This window comes from Enterobacter cloacae complex sp. 394I7 (assembly GCF_057320345.1).
Window position 1 is genome coordinate 1,871,232 of the sequence record NZ_JBXWCR010000001.1, and the last position, 19,624, is coordinate 1,890,855.

A 19,624-nucleotide genomic window follows, 5' to 3' on the forward strand; every position below is an offset into this window, starting at 1 on the left:
GAGCCGTAATGACGCCAGAATCGGTCATGATGATGGGCACGGAAGCGATGAAAATCGCGATAGCCGTTGCCGCGCCGTTACTGCTTGTCGCGCTGGTGACCGGTCTGATTATCAGTATCCTGCAGGCCGCCACGCAGATTAACGAAATGACGCTGTCATTTATCCCAAAAATCATCGCCGTGTTCGTGGCGATTATCGTTGCCGGGCCGTGGATGCTGAACCTGTTGCTGGACTATATGCGCAACCTGTTTACCAATCTGCCGTACATCATCGGCTGACCCGACGATGCTGCACTTCACCAGTGACCAGTGGGTTCAATGGCTTGGCGTCTATTTCTGGCCGATGCTGCGTATCCTGGCGCTGATTACAACGGCCCCCATTCTCAGTGAGAAAACGATACCCAAGCGCGTCAAAGTGGGGCTGGGCATCATCATCACCATTATCGTCGCCCCTTCTCTCCCGCCCGTGGATATTCCGATCTTCTCGGCGAAAGCGGTGTGGGTTGCACTGCAACAGGTGATGATTGGCGTGGCCGTAGGCTTTACCATGCAGCTTGCCTTCGCGGCCGTGCGGACCGCCGGCGAACTGATTGGCCTGCAAATGGGTTTATCATTCGCCACGTTTGTGGATCCCGGTAGCCACCTCAACATGCCGGTGCTGGCGCGCATTATCGATCTGCTCGCCATGTTGCTGTTCCTGTCGTTTAACGGCCATCTGTGGCTCATCTCCATGCTGGTGGATACTTTCCATACGCTGCCGATTGGGGAAAACCCGGTGAACAGCAACGCGTTTCTGGCGCTTACGCGTGCGGCCGGGCTTGTTTTCCTGAACGGCCTGATGCTGGCGCTGCCGATCATCACCCTGCTGCTGACCGTGAACCTCGCCTTAGGCTTACTCAACCGAATGGCACCGCAGCTCTCGGTGTTCGTCATTGGTTTTCCGCTGACGCTGACGGTCGGTATTTTATTAATGTCATTACTGATGCCCCTTATCGCCCCCTTCTGTGAGCACTTATTCGGCGAGATATTCAATCTGTTAGCAGATATTGTCAGTGAGCTACCGCGTAAATAATAGCCCTCACAGTTGATATTGTCTTTCTGAGGATATTCCTAAAATAAAATGTGAAAAACATCTTCCAGGATATATCTGACGCGGTTTAATTGTTTCTAACCACCTCACAATACTTAATATTTACTTTACTTTAAGAAGATTCCTGGCAAATTATACGTAACTTTACGGGATAGTGAGTCCGCCTGAAAGTCTTTGTCATGCTCACAGGTTTATTAATTTTTTCCATCCCGTATGGCTGTTATGAGCTCTCAGGCAGATGGTGAATTATCGTTACGCATTGAGTGAGGGTATGCCATGTCAACGATCATTATGGATTTATGCAGCTACACCCGGCTAGGGTTAACCGGGTACCTGGCAAGCAGAGGGGTAAGAAAGAGAGACATCAACGATGCACACACCGTTGACGAACTCGCAGCCGCTTGTGACGAACTTAAACCAGGCGTGGTGTTTATTAATGAGGACTGTTTCATTCACGATCCAGCCAACAGTCAGCACATTAAGCAAATCATTAATCAGCATCCAAAAACCCTGTTTATTGTTTTTATGGCGATCGCGAATATCCATTTCGATGAGTATTTGTTGGTTCGTAAAAATTTATTGATCAGTTCTAAATCGATTAAACCAGAGTCGCTGGATGACATTCTGGGTGATTATTTGAATAAAGAAGTTAAAAATGTAGGAGCGGTTAACTTACCCACCCTATCATTAAGCAGGACTGAATCAAGCATGCTGCGAATGTGGATGGCAGGGCAAGGGACTATTCAGATCTCAGACCAGATGAATATTAAAGCCAAAACCGTTTCGTCACATAAAGGAAATATTAAAAGGAAAATTAAAACGCATAATAAGCAAGTGATCTATCACGTGGTACGCCTCACCGATAATGTGACGAACGGGATTTTCGTCAACATGCGTTAGTCGCTAAAAAAACCCTTTGCACCCTACCTTTGATCTCTGGCCTGGCCAGAGATTTTTGCTTCTGTGGACAGTGTCGGGCACGCCAGTCGCCACCCGACGCCATGCTATTGCGCTTTCTCTACAAAGATGCCATCCGGGTGTCCCAGTTCGTTAAAAAACCAGATGCCGAGCGGGTAGTCTTCAAGTGATACCAGGTACATCGTGCCTTCACTAAACTCTTCAATTGCCAGGACCACACCCGGGCGGCGCGGCCCACCGTCCGTTTTAACGGTTACCCGATCGTTGACCTTCATACGTTCCTCCTCTGGTTTTGAGCCAGTGTAGAACAAAACGCCTTAACTGGCATCGCTGCCCGGTGTGAATGGCGTTTTTGTGCGCAGTCTATACTTAGGGTTGGAGACGGCAAAATGAGGTACCCCGTAATGAAGACCGACAAAGAGTACAGCGACACCATCAAACGCGAGGTTGAGGTGGATGTCGATGCCCTGCTGGCCGCCATCAATGAGATCAGTGAGTCAGAAGTCCGTCGTTCGGACGACAATTCAGACAGGGTCATTGTGAACGGAAGGGATTATCACACCTACCGTGAACTGGCGGAGGCCTTCGAGCTTGATATACACGATTTTAGCGTGTCTGAAGCAAATCGTTAGGACGAAAAAAATCCCGGTCATGGGGATGGCCGGGATCAAAACTTGCTTATGCAAGAAGCACTTGAAAATTCGTTACACCAGGAAATCTGATGTACACAAAACACTATCCTCAACCATTTTGTATGACAAGCATATATTCTCATGGCGAATATAATATTTGGTACATAATAAATTTAGTTATGAGGGACAACATGCGCTGCATGCGGGTTTGGCAGGAGAGAGACCCTTTTGCCTCACTTAAGCATTAGGAATTTTTTTAGGAATATTCTTAGTCGGCGGTTTGTCAGTTATCAGGAGTCGTTATGCCTTCATTGCAGGATAGCCTGCTGATCTTTTCCGATCTCGACGGCTCGTTGCTCGATATTCATACGTACGAGTGGCAACCGGCCATGCCCTGGCTGGACACCCTCCAGGATAACCAGGTGCCGGTTATTCTCTGCAGCAGCAAGACCGCGGCAGAAATGCTGGATATCCAGCAGGATCTGGGCCTGGAGGGGTTGCCCTTCATAGCTGAGAATGGCGCGGTGATTCAGCCCGACGTGCGCTGGGAGACAGGTCAACGCCACATCAGGGGGATGACGCACCGTGACATTCGCCCGCTGATCGACCAGATTCGCCAGCAGCGGGGCTTTAAATTCACCACCTTTGATGACGTCGACGAACGGGTTATCAGCGAGTGGACGGGGCTGACGCGCTATCGTTCGACCCTCGCGCGCCGACACGAAGCCTCCGTCACGCTCATCTGGCGCGACAGCGATGAAAAAATGGCGCAATTTGACGAGGCGCTGGCGCAGTGCGGCCTGAAATGCCTGCAGGGAGCCCGCTTCTGGCATGTTCTGGATGCTCGCTGCGGTAAAGACGTTGCGGTTGACTGGCTGATTGAGCAGTACCGTGCGCGGGAAGGCATTGTGCCGGTTACCCTGGGGCTCGGCGATGGTCCAAATGATGCCCCGCTGCTGGACAGCGTGGACTACGCCGTGGTGATTAAGGGCATTAACCGGCAGGGCATCACGTTACGCGACGATAACCCCGCCCGGGTGTACCACACGCAACAGCCCGGCCCCGCGGGCTGGCAGGAGGGGCTGGATCACTTCTTATCCTGATCGTGCCAGAACACCCGGTTGCGCCCGCACTGCTTGGCCTGATACAACCGGGCATCCGCCACTGACTGCAACTGTTCGAAATCGTAATTGTCCTTTTCCTGGGCGCTACTTACCCCCAGTGAGGCACTGATACGCACGGTGGTACTCTTTTTCACCAGGATCTCTTTACTGTTGATGCGTGAGCGAATGCGTTCCGCAATCCCCCTCGCCTCTTCAAGCCCGCTGCCGGGCAGTACCACGCAGAACTCTTCCCCACCCACGCGTCCGGCAACATCATTCTTGCGCAGTGCGCTGCCAATCAGGCCTGCGGCATGGGAAAGCACTTTGTCCCCGGCCTGATGGCCAAAGCGATCGTTAATGCTTTTAAAATGGTCGAGATCGATTTGAATCACCGAGAACGGCAGCGACTGCTGCCGACATTTTTCCGACAGCATTTTGGCACGCTCAAACAGGGCACCACGGTTATTCAGGCGGGTGAGCGGATCGTGCCAGGCCTGCCACTGCAAAGAGTGCTGAAGCGTATACATATTGCTGACCATCCGACGGATAACCAGCCACGAGATAAGAAGCATAGCGGTGAAGAGTGCCCAGAGCAGCGCCAGCACGATACTGATACTGCCGAAGTCCCCCTTCACGCCTTCATGCAGGGTATGAACGCGTAAAATCACACCATCGAAGTGATCGAGCCGCTCCCAGCTGATAAAGCGGCTTCCGAGGCGGATCCCCCCGCCGGTATCGTTCTCAATCGCGTGCGCTATCTGCGCCGTTTCGCGTTCGTCAAACCGGTTCACCAGACTACCGGTCTCTTCTGACGTGGCAATCATATTCAGCCGGGTGTCGTACAGCTGATATTCCCCCTCTGTACGCTCTTGCGTTGCCTCTTCCAGCAGATGTTTCATGGTCTTCAATGAGAAATCCATCGCCACAACGCCATACCAGTAATGGTCAAAATAGATCGGTACGCTGGCCGTGATCATCCGTTCACCACCGGTCCAGGGCGACGGGCTGGAGATAAACCAGCGCACCGCGCGAGCGCGATTGTTACGTTCAGACTGCTGGGTAAACCACGGCTGGGTAACCAGATAGTAATAGCGCTGGCTAATATCACTCGTCTGTTCAGGCGTGTCCGTCGCAAGGTAAAACCCGGCGCGTGACGCATAGATAACCCGCTCTTCACTTTGCCCCACCGAGGACGCCAGTCGGAGTAAATACCCCACTTCGAGGGCGGCAGAAATTTCATTGCTGATACGCTCAGGATCACGATTCAACAACGTGGTTTTTTCGACGAACGCATCCGACACGCCGTTGATGGGGAGAGTGCGTTTTTTATCAACGGCGAGCTGCCAGCTGGGGCGCGTGCGAAAGGCGTTAAAGCGTGAAATCGCTTCATACAGGACATCAAAGGCCAGCGGCGTCTGGATGGCATCACGCATGCTTTTGCGGAAAAAAAGCATTTTATCCACGCTGTACTGTAACTGCCGGTCCAGCGAAGTGGCTACCGTTTCCAGATGATTACGCTGGCTGGAGATATACGCATCTTCCAGTACCACCACCTCTCGCCAGGTCAGGAGCGTGGAAAATATCAGTACGATGAGAAAACAGAGATTAACAATCAACCCCGGATTGCTACGCATATGCAGCCATTGCAGAAAAGATCGTCTTACAACAAAGGTCTCGCGCTGCACACACACTCCCTGATTACTGCCCGACGCCGGATACGGAAGGTAAAAACGCCCGGCAAAGCCGGGCGTTATGTCATTAAGCCTTGTCTCGCTTGCGCTGCCCGTCTCCCGGCTGAAGCTCATCTTCACGGAACGCTTCCCGCTTGATGCTATAACCGTCGTGCCACCGGCATTCCACCATACCGCTGGAATACCCGGTGACAATCATACGTGGGCCGCCCTTCTTAGGCTTAACTTCATCACTGACCAAAAAGACCATACCTGCCTCCTGTATCAGGGTGAAACGTTTTCAATTTAGACGAGGAATGATCTTTTTGCACCCCGCAACAGGTAACAATTAGTGCGACGTTCCGCGGATTTTTTCGACCAGTTTTACGGCCCCAACCACGATAATGCCAATGATAAAGCCCAGCACAAGATTAAGCAGCGTGGGCAGAATTGCCGCCACTATGCTGCCCTGCGCCGAGGCGAAATGTTCAATAGCATGGTGCAGCGGCGCGATACCGTGAACCACAATACCGCCTCCGACAAGGAACATCGCCAGCGTGCCAACCACTGACAGGCTCTTCATCAGCCAGGGCGCGGTCACCAGCAGGCTTTTGCCGATACCTTTGGCGATAGCGCTCGATTTTTCTTCCAGCCAGTAGCCGATATCATCCAGCTTAACGATAAGCCCCACCAGCCCGTACACCCCCACCGTGACCAGAATGGCGATCCCGGAGAGGATCAGGACCTGGTTCAGAAGCGGTGCTTCAGAGACAATACCTAACGTAATGGCCACGATCTCCGCCGACAGAATAAAGTCGGTACGAATGGCACCTTTCACCTTATCACGCTCGAAGGTTTTAGGATCCTGCGCGGCCAGCGCCTCAAGACGCTGCTGGCGCATTTCCGGCGTGTCGCTGTTCTTACGTGCGGCGAACGAGTGCAGGATCTTCTCAGCGCCTTCGAAGCATAAAAATGCGCCGCCAATCATCAGCAGCGGCGTGATCGCCCATGGGATAAACGCGCTGATCAGCAGCGCAAGCGGCACCAGGATCACCTTATTCAGGAATGAGCCTTTCGCTACGCCCCATACCACCGGTAATTCACGGTTGGCCCGAACGCCACTCACCTGCTGGGCGTTGAGCGATAAATCGTCTCCCAGAACCCCGGCGGTTTTCTTCGCCGCCAGTTTTCCCATCACCGAAATGTCATCCAGTAAGGTGGCAATATCATCCAGTAATGTTAATAAGCTACTTCCTGCCAAAATCTCATTCCTTCTTTTTTTGGTAATTAAGTGAATAGTATGGAGCAAAAGTGTAAACCCGGAAACAGGCACCTCACGTCAACAAAAAATTCACATCAACTACACAATTAAAGCGCTCGCCAGGCCGATAGTTTTGGCGTTTACTGTCAGCGACCTTTTCATTTTGTCGCGAGGGATTATGCGTTTCCGGCAACTGCTACCGCTCATTGGGGCACTTTTTTCGCTGTATATCATCTGGGGTTCCACCTACTTTGTCATTCGTATCGGCGTGGAGAGCTGGCCGCCGCTCATGATGGCGGGCGTACGCTTTCTCTCGGCGGGCGTGTTACTGATGGCCTTCCTGCTGTTACGGGGCCATAAGCTGCCTCCGCTTCGCCCGATGCTCAATGCCGCCCTGATTGGCCTGCTGCTGCTGGCCATAGGGAATGGATTTGTGACGGTCGCCGAGCACCAGAACGTGCCGTCCGGAATCGCCGCCGTCGTGGTCGCGACCGTCCCGCTGTTTACCCTGTGCTTTAGCCGTCTTTTCGGCATCCGCACCCGCAAGCTCGAATGGGTAGGGATTGGGATCGGGCTTGCCGGGATCATCCTGCTCAACAGCGGCGGTAACCTGAGCGGAAATCCGTGGGGCGCAGTGATTATCCTGATCGGCTCGATGAGCTGGGCATTTGGGTCGGTATACGGTTCACGAATTGAGCTGCCAACCGGCATGATGGCGGGCGCGATTGAGATGCTCGCGGCGGGAATTATGCTGCTGATTGCCTCAACGCTGACGGGCGAAAAACTGACAGCCATGCCGGACCTTTCGGGCTTCCTGGCCGTGGGTTACCTGGCATTATTTGGCTCTGTCATCGCCATTAACGCCTATATGTTCTTGATCCGCAATGTCTCGCCGGCGATCGCGACCAGCTACGCTTACGTGAACCCGGTGGTTGCTGTACTGCTGGGCACCAGCTTTGCGGGCGAAACGTTATCTCCGGTGGAATGGCTGGCGCTGGGCGTGATTGTCTTTGCCGTTGTGCTGGTAACGCTGGGGAAATATTTGCTTCCTGCGAAGCCGGTTGTTACGCCGTGTGAGGTGGAGAAACCGTAAACGGGTGAATACCCTGGGTGTCGATCTGCGCGGCCTGCCCGCCGCCGCAGATCCACTCTTCCAGCCGTTCTGTCAGGTCGGCATCGTTACGTCTTAATCTGCCGCGCAGCGCGCACTCCCAGACAATCAACACCCGCCAGCCCTGCGCGAGAAGCGTGCTAAGGTCACGGTTGTCCCGCGCGACGTTCTTGCCAATCTTCTCCAGCCAGAAATCCGTACGCGTCGCGGGAACCTTAAACAGGTAGCAGTCGTGGTGATGCCAGAAACAGCCGTGGGTAAAGATGATGCATTGATACGCATCGATAACGAAATCTGGACGGCCCGCAAGTGCGGCATCCTGCACGCGGAAATCAAACCCCGCCTCGGTCAGCAGCCCGGCTAGCCGCTTTTCAATGGCGGTATCACGCGTGCCGATGGCACGCATGTTTTTACTGCGCGTCGCCTTATTGTGAACATCCGTCATTGACGGCCTCACTCTCACGTAACGCCACGGCCTGTCTGATGCGGGAGGCGAGCAGTTTTGCCACCGCCGCAAACGCGGGAACAACCACCGAGTTACCAAACTGCCGATAAGCCTGGGTGTCCGACACCGGAATGCGGAAGGTGTAACCCTGCGGGGTCTCAAACCCCATCAGCCGAGCGCATTCACGCGGCGTTAAGCGGCGCGGACGGTGACGCTGGTTATCGGGATCGTCAAAATCTTTCTCCCCCAGCGCTTTATCCCAGCCCCGGTCGATCAGGATCTCTGCGCCATCTTTATAGTAGCGAGCGGACAACGTGCGCGTCACACAGTGCGGATCGTTCGGATTAACCATCCCGAAGCCAAAACCGTTGCCTTTGGCCTGGTGTTTTTTCGCATAGCGGTAAAGGTATTTCCACAGCACCGGGGTGAGGATAAATTTCGCGTCGACGACAGGTTCCAGCAGGTCGGCCACGGTTGGGCGACGCGCAGGATATAAAGAGGGAATATCCCGCAGGGTAAAATCCCCCTTCAGGTTGAGGTCGCGGCGAAAACCAACCAGCACAATGCGTTCGCGGTGCTGCGGAAGAAAATGTTTACCGTCGATGATTTTCGGGTCATCCGCGCCCATATGCTGAGCGTCCGCTACGTCATACCCCAGCTCATCGAGCGTTTGCATGATAATGCGGAAGGTCTTTCCGCCGTCATGGCTCTTGAGATTCTTGACGTTCTCCAGCACGAAAATCGCCGGACGACGGGCATCGATAATGCGGACAACATCAAAGAACAGCGTGCCTTGCGTATCGCAGGCAAAACCGTGGGCGCGTCCGAGGGCATTCTTTTTCGACACACCGGCCAGCGAGAAAGGCTGGCACGGGAAACCCGCCAGCAGGACATCATGGGCCGGAATTGACTGGCGAATGTGCTCAGCCGCCTCTTCATCACTCACGCCGCTTTTGTGGCTCAGCGTAACATCACGGATATCGGCGTTGAAACGGTGTTCATGGGGATCGCAGTACCAGTTGGCTTTGTAGGTACGGACCGCATGTTTGTTCCACTCGCTGGTAAACACACACTGCCCGCCAATGGCCTCAAACCCGTGTCGAATGCCGCCAATGCCGGCAAACAGATCGATAAAACGGAAGGCATAGTTCGGGTGCGCGGCTGAAGGACGCGGAAGCAGGTTTTGCAGGTAACGAAACTCGCCCTCACTCAGACGCTGCCCTGCCCGCTCGCTGGTCAGCAGTCTCTTCAGGATTGCCGGGCTCCAGTGGCTCTCACCGTGCGCCACCAGCTGATTCGCCAGCGTTTTAGCATCATAGATATCCAGCAGCTGGCGCAATAAAGCCTGCACCGTTGCCGTTGATTTCTCAGCCTGCTCTGGCGCGGGCTCACTCACTGATCGATTTTCCTGCATTCTTTTAACCGGAGAATAAAGACTGGAAACAGATTACCACAGTTCACTCGCTCAAACTGCGGCGGAAGCGGCTCAGCACCTGGCTATCCAGCCCCAGGCAGTCGCCCTGTAATTCGGCACTTAATTTCGCCATAAACTGGATGAGAAAATCGGCGTTGTGTTGCGCAAGTTCGCGCCCCACGTCTGTGTGCATTGTATCAGGCAAGCGCAGCAGCTTGGTCTGAAAATGGTCGAGGGCAAAGGCGCGGTCATTAAGGGTGCGCGCATCGGCAAACGGGTCTTCAGCGTTAAAGAGCGCCACGCCCAGCGCCCCCGATACCGCAAAGACGCGCGCAAGACCAATAGCACCAAGTGCTTCCAGCCGGTCAGCATCCTGAACAATTTTGGCTTCAAGACTGTGCGGCACAATAGCGGCGCTAAAACTGTGCGCTTCAATGGCATGCTCCACGGCCGCATAGCGTTCAGAGGAGAAATCCGGAAAATCGCGACGCAGAATATCGAGCGTCTTGCTGGCCGCCAGACGTGATGACTGGCTGCGTTGGGGATGGTTTTTCGGCAGGCTGACAATGTCATGGAAATAACAGGCGGTCAGTACCACCAGTGAATCGACCGCCTGGTTCGCCATGATTTTTTGCGCCGTCATCCAGACACGACGAAAGTGCGAAATATCATGCGCAGCGTCGTGGGTCGCGTGGTTTTTATCGAGCCAACGCTCAAAGCGAGACTGCCACTGCGTAAGTTCCATCATCACGTCCTGTTGTTAAAACGGCTACAATAGCAACTTTCCCCGCCGCTATCACGGCTTGTCCTGACAGGGACGCGTGTACCCTGCATTCCCGAGGAAATATATTTAATATCAATTGGAGATATTAAATAATACTGCCGCTAAATACTTAATGATAATTTATTTCTATATATTCTAAACTCTAATTCACCAGAAAAATAAAGCGACAGATAGAAATGTTTTGCAATATTTCTACGATTTTAATTACATTTATTTTTGAACCAAAATGACATTGCGTAGAATAGTATCAATCCTGTAATAACAGAGAGTGATTACATATATTCATATTAATTATCTTTAAAGGGAATATATAATGAAAAGAAAAGTTCTGGCAATTCTCGTACCCGCATTATTAATGGCTGGCGCAGCACATGCAGCTGAAATGTATAACAAAAACGGCAATAAAGTTGATCTGTACGGTAAGATCGATGCGCGTCATACTTTCTCTGATCACCCTGGGGATGATGGCGATGAAACCTATGTACAAATTGGTTTCAAAGGCGAAACACAAATCACTAACGATGTTATTGGTTATGGCCAGTGGGAATATAAAACCTACGCCAATAATACCGAAAGTGCCGGTGATACTTCATTTAACCGTCTGGCGTACGCTGGCCTGAAATATGGCGAATACGGTTCATTCGATTACGGTCGTAATTACGGCGTCGTGTATGATGTTGAAGCCTGGACCGATATGCTGCCCGTATTTGGGGGCGATTCTTATACCTGGACCGACAACTTCATGGTCGGCCGTGCAAACGGTGTGGCGACCTACCGTAATGCCGATTTCTTCGGCCTGGTTGAGGGTCTGAATTTTGCGCTGCAGTATCAGGGGGCAAACGAAGGTCAGGACGCAACAGAAGATCAGGAAGGGACCAAGAACGGTCATAACGACGTGCGTTTCCAGAACGGTGATGGCTTCGGTATGTCCACTAGCTATGATTTCTCCGGCGATCTGTCTGGCCTGACCTTAGGCGCGGCCTACTCCTCTTCTGACCGTACCAATGAGCAGGAAGCGAAGGGTATACAAGACAGCGCACGTTTCGCCGGCGGTAAGACTGCGGAAGCGTGGACCGTTGGCGCGAAATATGATGCCAACAGCGTTTATCTGGCGATGATGTATGCGCAAACCCGTAATATGACGCCATATGGCGATACCGGGATTGCGGATGAGACGCAGAACTTTGAAGCCGTGGCGCAATACCAGTTCGACTTCGGCCTGCGTCCGTCCCTGGCATGGGTTTACTCCAAAGGCAAGGACATGACTTATCCTGGCAATGCGGGTAACCCACAGGGCCAGCATGGCGACATGGATCTGGTTAACTATATCGACGTCGGTATGACCTACAGCTTTAACAAAAACTTCTCCACCTATGTTGATTACAAAATCAACATGCTGGACAACGACGAAAGCTTCTACGAAGCAAACGGCATCTCTACAGATGACATCGTTGGCGTAGGTATGACGTACCAGTTCTAACTTCCCACTATGATAAAAGCCCGCATCGCGGGCTTTTTTTATTCAACAGAGAAATGTTACGGAGCTTCCTGCAGTGCCAAACGAATAAAGCCGTTGTTCTGCGCCAGCAGTTCATGCGCCTTCCAGGCATCCAGCCCTGTCAGCACCATCAGCACCGCTGTTTTACAGTTATGGTTGCAGCTCTCCAGCGCGGCTTTCGCCGCTGACCGGGTGCATCCCCCCGCTTCCATGACGATGGCAATTTGTCGTTCAGACCATTTGGTGTTGCTGGCGTCCAGATCCACGCGCAGGTTGCTGAACACGCGTCCGGTTCGAACCGCCAGGCCGGTGGTTATCATGGTCAGGATCATTTTTTGTGCGATCCCGGCTTTGGTATTGATATAACCCGCGATCGCGTCCGCGCCAAGCTCCGGGGCAATCACCATGCTCGCCAGCTGCGCGGCTTCACTTTGCGCGTCATCCGTAATAGCCGCGACCGGGGAACCCAACGACCACGCATGGCGCATCGCGCCCCAGACCCACGGTGTTTTGCCGCTGACGGTGACCGCCAGCATCATATCCTGTTCACCAAATTTGATGGCCTGCAGGTCAGCGACACCGCGCTCGTAGCTGCCCGCCTCCTCTCCCGCCGTTATGGCGATCACAGGCGTTTTTCCCGGGGCATACTCATCGGCTGCCTGCTGCACGACACGGCCTGACGGACCGGCGCCAACAATGACCAGACGACCACCGTGACTCAGGGTCGCAGCGGCGTTATCCACCACGCGGGCGATCGTTGTTAAACATGGGGTTATTGCAGCGGAGATGAGGGCATCATCCTGATGAATGACTTTCAGCATGTCCAGCGTGGACAATCTATCGATATTCATCGTGCTGGCGTGCCGTCTTTCCTTGACCGAACCGGTAAGCGTAATGCTCATAAACAACCTCCTTATTATGAGTACCCCTACACTATAAAGTGTTTTAGACAGGTGACCTGCGAGGAGGGTCACGAAAAGAGGACCGAATCCATGCCTTTACATGGCTTTAAGAAACGCGCGTCATCGGCGATAATTACCCCTTTCTTAATCATCGCGGAGTTTTGATGAGCGATTTGCAGCCCTTCCCCCTGACGCGCAAGCGCCCCATGAAACTGAACACCCTGGTCACGTTAATGGTGTGCGCGATTATCGGTTCTGTGCTGCTGTTGGTATTTGCGCTCTATTCCGTCCAAATCACCCGCGCCACCCGCGATGATGTTAAGGATACGGCCCTTGGTATCGCGCGAACGCTGGCCGACAGTCCCGAAATTCAACGCGGTCTGATGCAGGCTCCCCAGGCGGATATTATTCAGCCCATCGCCCAGGCGGTCACCAGGCGCAACGACCTGCTCTTCACCGTGGTCACCGACATGCGCGGTATTCGTTACTCGCACCCGAACGAAGCCCTGTTAGGTCTGCACTTTATCGGCGATGACCTGACGCCCGCGCTGGAAGGAAAGGAGCATGTCGCCGTTAACCGGGGTGCCCTCGCGGAAGCGCTTCGCGTCTTTACTCCCGTCTTTGATAGCCAGCACGAGCAGATCGGCGTGGTGGTGGTCGGCATCTCCCTTAAAAAAGTGGAAGATCAGATTGCCCGTGGGCGGCTTAACGCCGTCTGGACCATATTATTCAGTATATTGATGAGCTCGCTGGCCATCTGGGGTCTGGTTCGCGTGCTCAAACGTATCCTGTTCGGCCTTGAGCCGTATGAGATCTCTGCGCTGTTCGAACAGCGGCAGGCGATGCTGCAGTCGCTTCGCGAAGGGGTTCTGGCCGTGGATATTCAGGGGCGGGTGACGATGATTAACCACACCGCCAGAGAAATATTGCTTCTGCCTTCCGGCAAACAGACCGAAAATGCCAGTGCTCCCCTGCTGGCAAGCCTGCGGGAAGTCTCGAAGAGTGGCATTGCACGCAAGGATCAGGAGATCAGCTGCAACGGGCGACTCTTGCTGTGCAACATGGTGCCTGTTAAAAGCCAGGAGCGGGTTATTGGTGCCATCACCACTTTTCGCGATAAAACGGAAATCAGCCAGCTGATGCAGCGTATTGATGGCATGGTCAATTATGTCGATGCCCTGCGCTCCCATACGCACGAGTTTATGAACAAACTGCACGTGATCCTCGGGCTGCTGCATATGAAGCGCTACGACAAACTTGAAGAGTACATCATCCAGACGGCGCATAATTATCAGACCGATATTGGTACCATTCAGAGCAAAGTTAAATCTCCGGTGATAGCCGGGTTCCTGCTGGGTAAAATCAACCGGGCTAAGGAAGCTGGGATCGCCCTGACGCTGGCCGATGAGTGCCAGATACCGGATACCGCCAACGAAGAGCAGGTTGCGGTGCTGATTACCGTGCTGGGTAACCTCATTGAAAACGCGCTCGACGCGATGGCAGGACAGCAGGAAGGCGAAATTGGCCTGCTGCTACATTATCAGAATGGCTGGCTCAGTTGCGAAGTCAGCGACGATGGCCCCGGTATTGATCCGGCTCAGCTCGAGGCTGTTTTTACAAAGGGCTTCTCAACCAAAGGCGAAAATCGCGGCGTTGGGCTGTTCCTTGCTCGTCAGCAGATCCAGAACCTGGGCGGAGATATTACCGTCGAGTCTGAGCCTGGCGTATTTACCCAATTTTTTGTTCACATCCCCTGGGATAGCGAGAGGAATATCGCGTGATAAATGTGTTAATTGTCGATGATGACGCCATGGTGGCCGACCTCAACCGTCTGTATGTCAACCGTGTTGAAGGCTTTAGCTGCTGCGGCGTCGCCTCCACGCTCAACCAGGCCAGGGCCATCATTAACGACCCCAGCCAGCCTGTCGATCTGGTGCTGCTGGATGTCTATATGCAGCAGGATAACGGGCTGGATCTCCTTCCCGTCATCCGTGCCTCAGGCCGGCCGATTGATGTCATTATGATCTCCTCCGCCGCCGATGCCGCCACCATCCAGACCTCCATCCATTACGGTGTGGTGGATTATCTGATTAAACCGTTCCAGTTCCCGCGTTTTGAAGAGGCGCTGAACGGCTGGAAGGCAAAGCACAGCCTGATGGGATCGCATCAGTACTATGAGCAAGCCGACGTCGACAGATTGATCCACGGCGGTGCGCCGGAACTGGCGGACAGTAAAAAACTGCCGAAAGGGTTAACGCCGCAAACGCTGCGTACGATTTGTCAGTGGATTGATGCGCACCCGGAGACGGAGTTTTCCACCGATGATCTGGCAAACGCGGTTAATATCTCGCGCGTGTCCTGTCGCAAATACCTGATCTGGCTGGCGCAAATCAACATTCTGTTCACCAGCATTCACTACGGTGCCACCGGGCGGCCGGTGTATCGCTATCGCCTGCAGCCCGAGCAGACGGCACTGCTCAAGCAGTACTGTCAGTAACGCGGTAGCTGTTATCCAGTAAGGTAAAGCGGAAGTGGTGCGCTGAAGAGAGCACCACTTCTTTTGTTTTGGTCACGAAGATTGCTTCAATGTCGGGTCGTGCACGCAGCGCTGAACAGCCTTTACTGACGCCCATGCCGTACATCAGCGTGGTCCAGATATCACCGTCAATGGAGTTTTTCGAAATGATGGTGACGCTGTCCAGTTCATTATCCAACGGATAGCCGGTGCGCGGGTCAAGTATGTGGTGATAACGCCTGCCGTTCTGCTCAAAAAAGCGTTCGTAGGTACCCGATGTCACCACCGACATGTTCTCTACGTTCATCGTACCGATCAGCGCCTCCCCGGCGAACGGTTTTTTGAGCCCCACGCTCCAGCCCCCTTCCGGTGAACCCAGCGTCTGGATATTACCGCCAAGATTAATAAGCCCCAGTTGAGCGCCCTCTTTACGCAGGTAATCGCGCACTCTGTCGGCGATATAGCCTTTGGCGATGGCCCCCAGATCAATCTCCATGCCCGCCCGGGTCAGGAACACGCTGCTGCTGGCCTCATCAAGGACCACATCCTCAGGACGGGTAATGGCGAGCAACGACGCGATTTCATCGGCAGGCGGAACGCTATCTCCCCGAAAACCGATTTTCCAGCGTTTCACCAGTGGGCCGATGGCCAGGTTGAATGCGCTGTCCTTGAGCTGGCTTGCCGCTTTCGCACAGCGGATAAGCTCAAAAACCGGGCGACTGACGGTGACAGGATGCAGACCAGCAGCATGGTTGATATCCATCACCTGCGAGCTGGCACGGTTGACGGTCAGCAGGTCTTCATACTGTTTAATCAGTCTAAAAACGCGAGAAGCGAGGGCTTCATCATGAGCGAAAAGCTTCAGGAGAATGGGCGATCCCATCAGAACGGCGGAGTAACTGTAGACGCGGTGGTCAGAAGACATGGTGCAAGCTCCCTGGTTGAAATGCCGGATACACGGTGCGTATCCGGCATACCCTTACGGGTGACTTACGCCCTTTTCGCGCGCATCGCCGCCTGATGTCCGGCAAGCGTACCAAAAATAATGATATCTGCCACCGCGTTACCCCCGATGCGGTTACCACCGTGGATACCACCGACCACTTCACCGGCCGCAAATGCCCCTGGCAGCACGTTGTGGTTGCTGTCCAGTACGCAGGTTTCGGTGTTAATGGTCACACCGCCCATGGTGTGGTGCACACCCGGCGCAATCTGAATGGCATAGAATGGCCCTTCGTTGATTGGCGCACGCAGCGCGGTCGTACGGCCAAAATCGTCATCGTGCTGTTTTTCAACAAAGCCGTTGTAACGCTCCAGGGTCGCCAGGAAAGCGTGATAATCCATACCCAGGGCTTCAGCCAGCGCTTTAGGTGAGCTGGCGCTGGTGACAAACCCTTTGGCGATGTACTCATCTGCCGCTTTGTTTTTGGCGCGGACATGCTCATCAAAGACGATGTAAGCGTATTTCTCCGGCAGGGCGATAATTTGTGCAGAGACTTTATCGCGGGTTTCCATCTCGTTGAAGAAACGGTTCCCCTGCTGGTTCACCAGAATCGCCCCGCCACCGCGGATGGATTCGGAAATCAGGTACGAGGTTTTCTGCTCAACGGTTGGGTGGATCTGGATTTCACCCATATCGACCGTACCGGCGCCAATACGCTCCAGCAGCGCGATACCGCCCCCTGTCGCCCCTTTGTGGTTGGTGGTCACGAAACCTTCCAGGTCAGGACGGTACTTCACCACCATCTGGCTATTGGCGCTGAAACCACCGGTAGCCACAATGACGCTTTTGGTTGCTACGGTAAGGGTTTCGTTTTCTTCCGTGGTCAGACGTACGCCGGTGACTTCGCCGTTCTCGAAGAGAATGTCGCTGACCGACGTATCGAGCATGACCTCGATGTTGCGTTTGTTGACGTTACGCACCAGGCCGCTAATCAGATAGCCGCCCACCGCAGAACCGTCTTTTGGACGGTGAGTACGGTCGATGCTCATCCCGCCGGTAGTGGTGATGTCGTTGAGCATAATGCCGCGGGTCGCCAGCCACTCGATCGCCTGTGGGGCATTTTCCACAAAGCGGCGCAACAGTTCCGGGTTGTTCTTGTTTTTACCGCCTTTCAGGCTTTCCTGATAAAACAGCTCTTTGCTGTCCTGAATCCCTTTCACCCGCTGGAAGCGTGTTTCCGCGGCGTTCATCCCCGCAGACGCTTTAATGGTGTTACCGCCGATGGAGGGCATTTTCTCGACAATCAGCACGCTTGCGCCTTCGTCATGCGCCTGGATTGCTGCGGCCAGACCCGCGCCACCGCTACCGACCACCACAACGTCAACGCTTCGGGTCTCGTTCGGGTCGACACCCTCTTCGGCTGCCAGCGCTTTGCTGGATTTCAGCATGGCTTTGGACACCGCTTTTTTGACCGCTTCACTCTGGCTGGTTGCACCGGTAATGGCATCCACGTGCGGGGTGTTTGCATCCAGAATACGGGTGCGGATCTCTTCGAAGCTGGTGACAAACTCAACGTCCTGGGTCGGGCCAGAAGCCAGTTCAATGTCGGCGATGCGGTCGGTCTCCAGGCTGACGTTAATCACCAGTTCGTTGCTATCGTCCCGAACATTCTCAATAAACATGCCCGGTTTAAATTTCGATTCACCCATGCTCATATCGCGGATCATCGCCTCCACCAGCGAGAAACGCCACAGCGGCTCAGGGATGCTTAGCGCTTCGCGTCGGGTGCTGTCCATAAACAGTTCCAGCGTTTCTCCCGCCGCGATGCGGTCTGTCCAGTCCGGATAGGCGATGGTGGCGCGGCCTACGGCGATAAGATCGTAGCCATGTTCCAGCGCCTCGTTCGCATCCGCGGCATTGACCACGCCACCGACGCCCATGACCGGCACCTGCGCCAGCGTGTCAGAACGCATTGCGCGGTATTTTTCGATAAGCGGGGTCGGATCCTGCGTGTCGACAATAGAAGGACGCAGGGTTGCGCCAACGGAGAAGTGCAGGTAATCCACACCGCGCGCGGCCAGCTTTTCCAGCAGGTACATGGTGTCTTCAAAGCGGATGCCCGGCTCTTCCAGCTCTTCAGGGGAGAAGCGATAGCCGATGATAAAGGCGTCATCGGCGTACTGGCGCACCATTTTATGGGTGATGTCGAGCACGGCCAGCGGGAATTTCGCGCGGTTATCGCGGCTGCCACCCCACTCGTCGTCACGCTGGTTAGAGTTTGGAGAGTAGAACTGCTGAATCAAATAGGTGTTGGCCCCATGGATTTCAACGCCATCGAAACCCGCCTGAATCGCACGGCGTACTGCTTCACCGAACTTACCGATCATCCCTTCGACTTCTTCCCCCGTCAGGGCAACCGGCGTGGCGGCGCCGTCACGTGGCGCGGCAACGGCACTTGGCCCCACCGGCGTGCGGCCACCGATCAGTTTCGGATCAACCATGCGGCCGCCGTGGTAGATCTGCAGCAGCGCTTTAGATCCTTTGGACTTAATCGCCTCAGCGATCTTCGCCAGCCCGGCGATTTTCTCGTCGTTATCAATGCCAATCGCACCCGGGAAGGCGAGACCGAGATCGTCAACAAAGCAGCACTCAACAATAATGGTACCAATACTGCCTGAGCGGGCGCGATAGTACTCAACCAGCTCGCTGGTCACCGTACCGTCGTAATAACCGGTACAGGTCGTCATAGGGGCCATTAACAAACGGTTTTTCAGTTCGGTACCATTCGGTAATGTGAAGGGGCTTAGAATACGTTCGTTAGTGCTCATAATAGAAACTCCAAACTTTAAAATTAAGAATTCGTTATCGGGCTCAGTTTTATTTCGATTTTTTATTCCGATGTCATAATACTAATATAATGATTTTTTTAGTTTCTAAAGCTATTACGTTAGTTAAAAAACTATTTAATCCCCTCAATAACATTAATAACACATTGGTGTTAGCAATATTAATTACTCTATTCACAATCCTTTAAACACTGTTAACGTATCAATGACCTTTTCACGATCCCAAGAGACAAAAACAAACCATTAAAAACATATAGTTATATTAAAATGGTTATTTGAAATGTTAACAACATTGAGTAAAATACATATCAAAATAAATAATACCCACATACGCCAGAGTGGTTATTATCAGTTGAACAAAAACACCACCGCAACTCTATTTTCTTGATCGCGATCAAGCATCGAGACAGTCAAAGGCGCAATATATAAATATCATCAATTTTTAATTTAGCGCATCAAAAATGCGTTAAATCGCTATTACTGAAATAGCAAA

Annotated in this window: 18 protein-coding genes and 1 pseudogene; 9 read left to right on the plus strand and 10 right to left on the minus strand. The window is 53.4% G+C overall.

Annotated elements, in window-relative coordinates; genetic code table 11:
• Positions 1 to 8: 8 nt before the first annotated feature.
• The 3 genes and pseudogenes from fliQ to rcsA all read left to right on the plus strand — a co-directional run bounded on the left by fliQ (position 9) and on the right by rcsA (position 1,989).
• Positions 9 to 278, plus strand: a complete 270-nt coding sequence (gene fliQ, locus AC2FAP_RS09150; RefSeq protein WP_008500315.1) for a flagellar biosynthesis protein FliQ — start codon at positions 9 to 11, stop codon at positions 276 to 278.
• Positions 279 to 285: 7 nt separating this feature from the next.
• A pseudogene (gene fliR / locus AC2FAP_RS09155) lies at positions 286 to 1,087 on the plus strand (flagellar biosynthetic protein FliR).
• A gap of 278 nt (positions 1,088 to 1,365) precedes the next feature.
• Positions 1,366 to 1,989: a transcriptional regulator RcsA gene (gene rcsA / locus AC2FAP_RS09160; protein ID WP_008500313.1), complete on the plus strand. Its 624-nt coding sequence runs from the start codon at positions 1,366 to 1,368 to the stop codon at positions 1,987 to 1,989.
• Between the two features lie 104 nt (positions 1,990 to 2,093).
• Here rcsA and dsrB read toward each other — a convergent pair whose 3' ends face one another.
• A complete protein-coding gene (gene dsrB, locus AC2FAP_RS09165; RefSeq protein ID WP_020883333.1) occupies positions 2,094 to 2,282 on the minus strand; it encodes a protein DsrB in 189 nt (62 codons plus the stop codon).
• 129 nt (positions 2,283 to 2,411) lie between these two features.
• Between dsrB and yodD the strand changes: the two genes are divergently transcribed.
• On the plus strand, positions 2,412 to 2,639 hold the full coding sequence (gene yodD, locus AC2FAP_RS09170; RefSeq protein WP_008500310.1) for a YodD family peroxide/acid resistance protein: 228 nt from the start codon (positions 2,412 to 2,414) through the stop codon (positions 2,637 to 2,639).
• Positions 2,640 to 2,941: 302 nt separating this feature from the next.
• On the plus strand, positions 2,942 to 3,742 hold the full coding sequence (locus AC2FAP_RS09175) for a mannosyl-3-phosphoglycerate phosphatase-related protein (protein ID WP_032680681.1): 801 nt from the start codon (positions 2,942 to 2,944) through the stop codon (positions 3,740 to 3,742).
• Here the strand turns inward: AC2FAP_RS09175 and dgcQ are convergent.
• The 3 genes from dgcQ to AC2FAP_RS09190 form a co-directional block, all read right to left on the minus strand.
• The gene (dgcQ, locus tag AC2FAP_RS09180) at positions 3,727 to 5,427 is read right to left on the minus strand and encodes a cellulose biosynthesis regulator diguanylate cyclase DgcQ (protein WP_044867762.1); all 1,701 of its coding nucleotides are present in this window, start codon (positions 5,425 to 5,427) and stop codon (positions 3,727 to 3,729) included. The two genes, AC2FAP_RS09175 and dgcQ, sit on opposite strands and share 16 nt — an antisense overlap.
• 73 nt (positions 5,428 to 5,500) lie before the next feature.
• Positions 5,501 to 5,683 carry a YodC family protein gene (locus AC2FAP_RS09185; RefSeq protein WP_014170745.1) on the minus strand — a complete coding sequence of 61 codons (183 nt, stop codon included), beginning with the start codon at positions 5,681 to 5,683 and terminating at the stop codon, positions 5,501 to 5,503.
• Between the two features lie 78 nt (positions 5,684 to 5,761).
• The gene (locus AC2FAP_RS09190) at positions 5,762 to 6,673 is read right to left on the minus strand and encodes a DUF808 domain-containing protein (RefSeq protein WP_020883330.1); all 912 of its coding nucleotides are present in this window, start codon (positions 6,671 to 6,673) and stop codon (positions 5,762 to 5,764) included.
• 178 nt (positions 6,674 to 6,851) lie between these two features.
• Here AC2FAP_RS09190 and yedA point away from each other — a divergent pair, with 178 nt between their 5' ends.
• On the plus strand, positions 6,852 to 7,766 hold the full coding sequence (yedA, locus tag AC2FAP_RS09195; protein WP_138013990.1) for a drug/metabolite exporter YedA: 915 nt from the start codon (positions 6,852 to 6,854) through the stop codon (positions 7,764 to 7,766).
• On the opposite strand, the gene AC2FAP_RS09200 is transcribed toward yedA, so the two are convergent.
• The 3 genes from AC2FAP_RS09200 to AC2FAP_RS09210 form a co-directional block, all read right to left on the minus strand.
• Complete coding sequence (locus tag AC2FAP_RS09200) at positions 7,738 to 8,229, minus strand: very short patch repair endonuclease (protein WP_221716842.1); 492 nt, start codon at positions 8,227 to 8,229, stop codon at positions 7,738 to 7,740. The genes yedA and AC2FAP_RS09200 overlap by 29 nt on opposite strands.
• Positions 8,210 to 9,625, minus strand: coding sequence for a DNA cytosine methyltransferase (locus AC2FAP_RS09205; protein ID WP_047355482.1), 1,416 nt, complete (start codon positions 9,623 to 9,625; stop codon positions 8,210 to 8,212). The genes AC2FAP_RS09200 and AC2FAP_RS09205 overlap by 20 nt, the downstream gene beginning before the upstream one ends.
• A gap of 61 nt (positions 9,626 to 9,686) precedes the next feature.
• Positions 9,687 to 10,388, minus strand: a complete 702-nt coding sequence (locus tag AC2FAP_RS09210) for a phosphohydrolase (RefSeq protein WP_449541782.1) — start codon at positions 10,386 to 10,388, stop codon at positions 9,687 to 9,689.
• A gap of 352 nt (positions 10,389 to 10,740) precedes the next feature.
• Here AC2FAP_RS09210 and ompC point away from each other — a divergent pair, with 352 nt between their 5' ends.
• Positions 10,741 to 11,907: a porin OmpC gene (gene ompC, locus AC2FAP_RS09215; RefSeq protein ID WP_063156600.1), complete on the plus strand. Its 1,167-nt coding sequence runs from the start codon at positions 10,741 to 10,743 to the stop codon at positions 11,905 to 11,907.
• A gap of 56 nt (positions 11,908 to 11,963) precedes the next feature.
• Here the strand turns inward: ompC and AC2FAP_RS09220 are convergent, their stop codons facing one another.
• Positions 11,964 to 12,827, minus strand: coding sequence for an N-acetylmuramic acid 6-phosphate etherase (locus AC2FAP_RS09220; RefSeq protein ID WP_044858313.1), 864 nt, complete (start codon positions 12,825 to 12,827; stop codon positions 11,964 to 11,966).
• 164 nt (positions 12,828 to 12,991) lie between these two features.
• On the opposite strand from AC2FAP_RS09220, the gene AC2FAP_RS09225 reads away from it, so the two are divergent.
• Together AC2FAP_RS09225 and dcuR are read left to right on the plus strand one after the other, a co-directional pair.
• Positions 12,992 to 14,608, plus strand: a complete 1,617-nt coding sequence (locus tag AC2FAP_RS09225) for a sensor histidine kinase (RefSeq protein ID WP_328704438.1) — start codon at positions 12,992 to 12,994, stop codon at positions 14,606 to 14,608.
• Positions 14,605 to 15,324 carry a two-component system response regulator DcuR gene (gene dcuR / locus AC2FAP_RS09230; RefSeq protein ID WP_014170753.1) on the plus strand — a complete coding sequence of 240 codons (720 nt, stop codon included), beginning with the start codon at positions 14,605 to 14,607 and terminating at the stop codon, positions 15,322 to 15,324. The genes AC2FAP_RS09225 and dcuR overlap by 4 nt, the downstream gene beginning before the upstream one ends.
• On the opposite strand, the gene AC2FAP_RS09235 is transcribed toward dcuR, so the two are convergent.
• Together AC2FAP_RS09235 and AC2FAP_RS09240 are read right to left on the minus strand one after the other, a co-directional pair.
• On the minus strand, positions 15,305 to 16,267 hold the full coding sequence (locus AC2FAP_RS09235) for an FAD:protein FMN transferase (protein WP_449541774.1): 963 nt from the start codon (positions 16,265 to 16,267) through the stop codon (positions 15,305 to 15,307). The genes dcuR and AC2FAP_RS09235 overlap by 20 nt on opposite strands.
• 65 nt (positions 16,268 to 16,332) lie before the next feature.
• Positions 16,333 to 19,113, minus strand: a complete 2,781-nt coding sequence (locus AC2FAP_RS09240) for a flavocytochrome c (RefSeq protein WP_014170755.1) — start codon at positions 19,111 to 19,113, stop codon at positions 16,333 to 16,335.
• Positions 19,114 to 19,624: the final 511 nt, after the last annotated feature.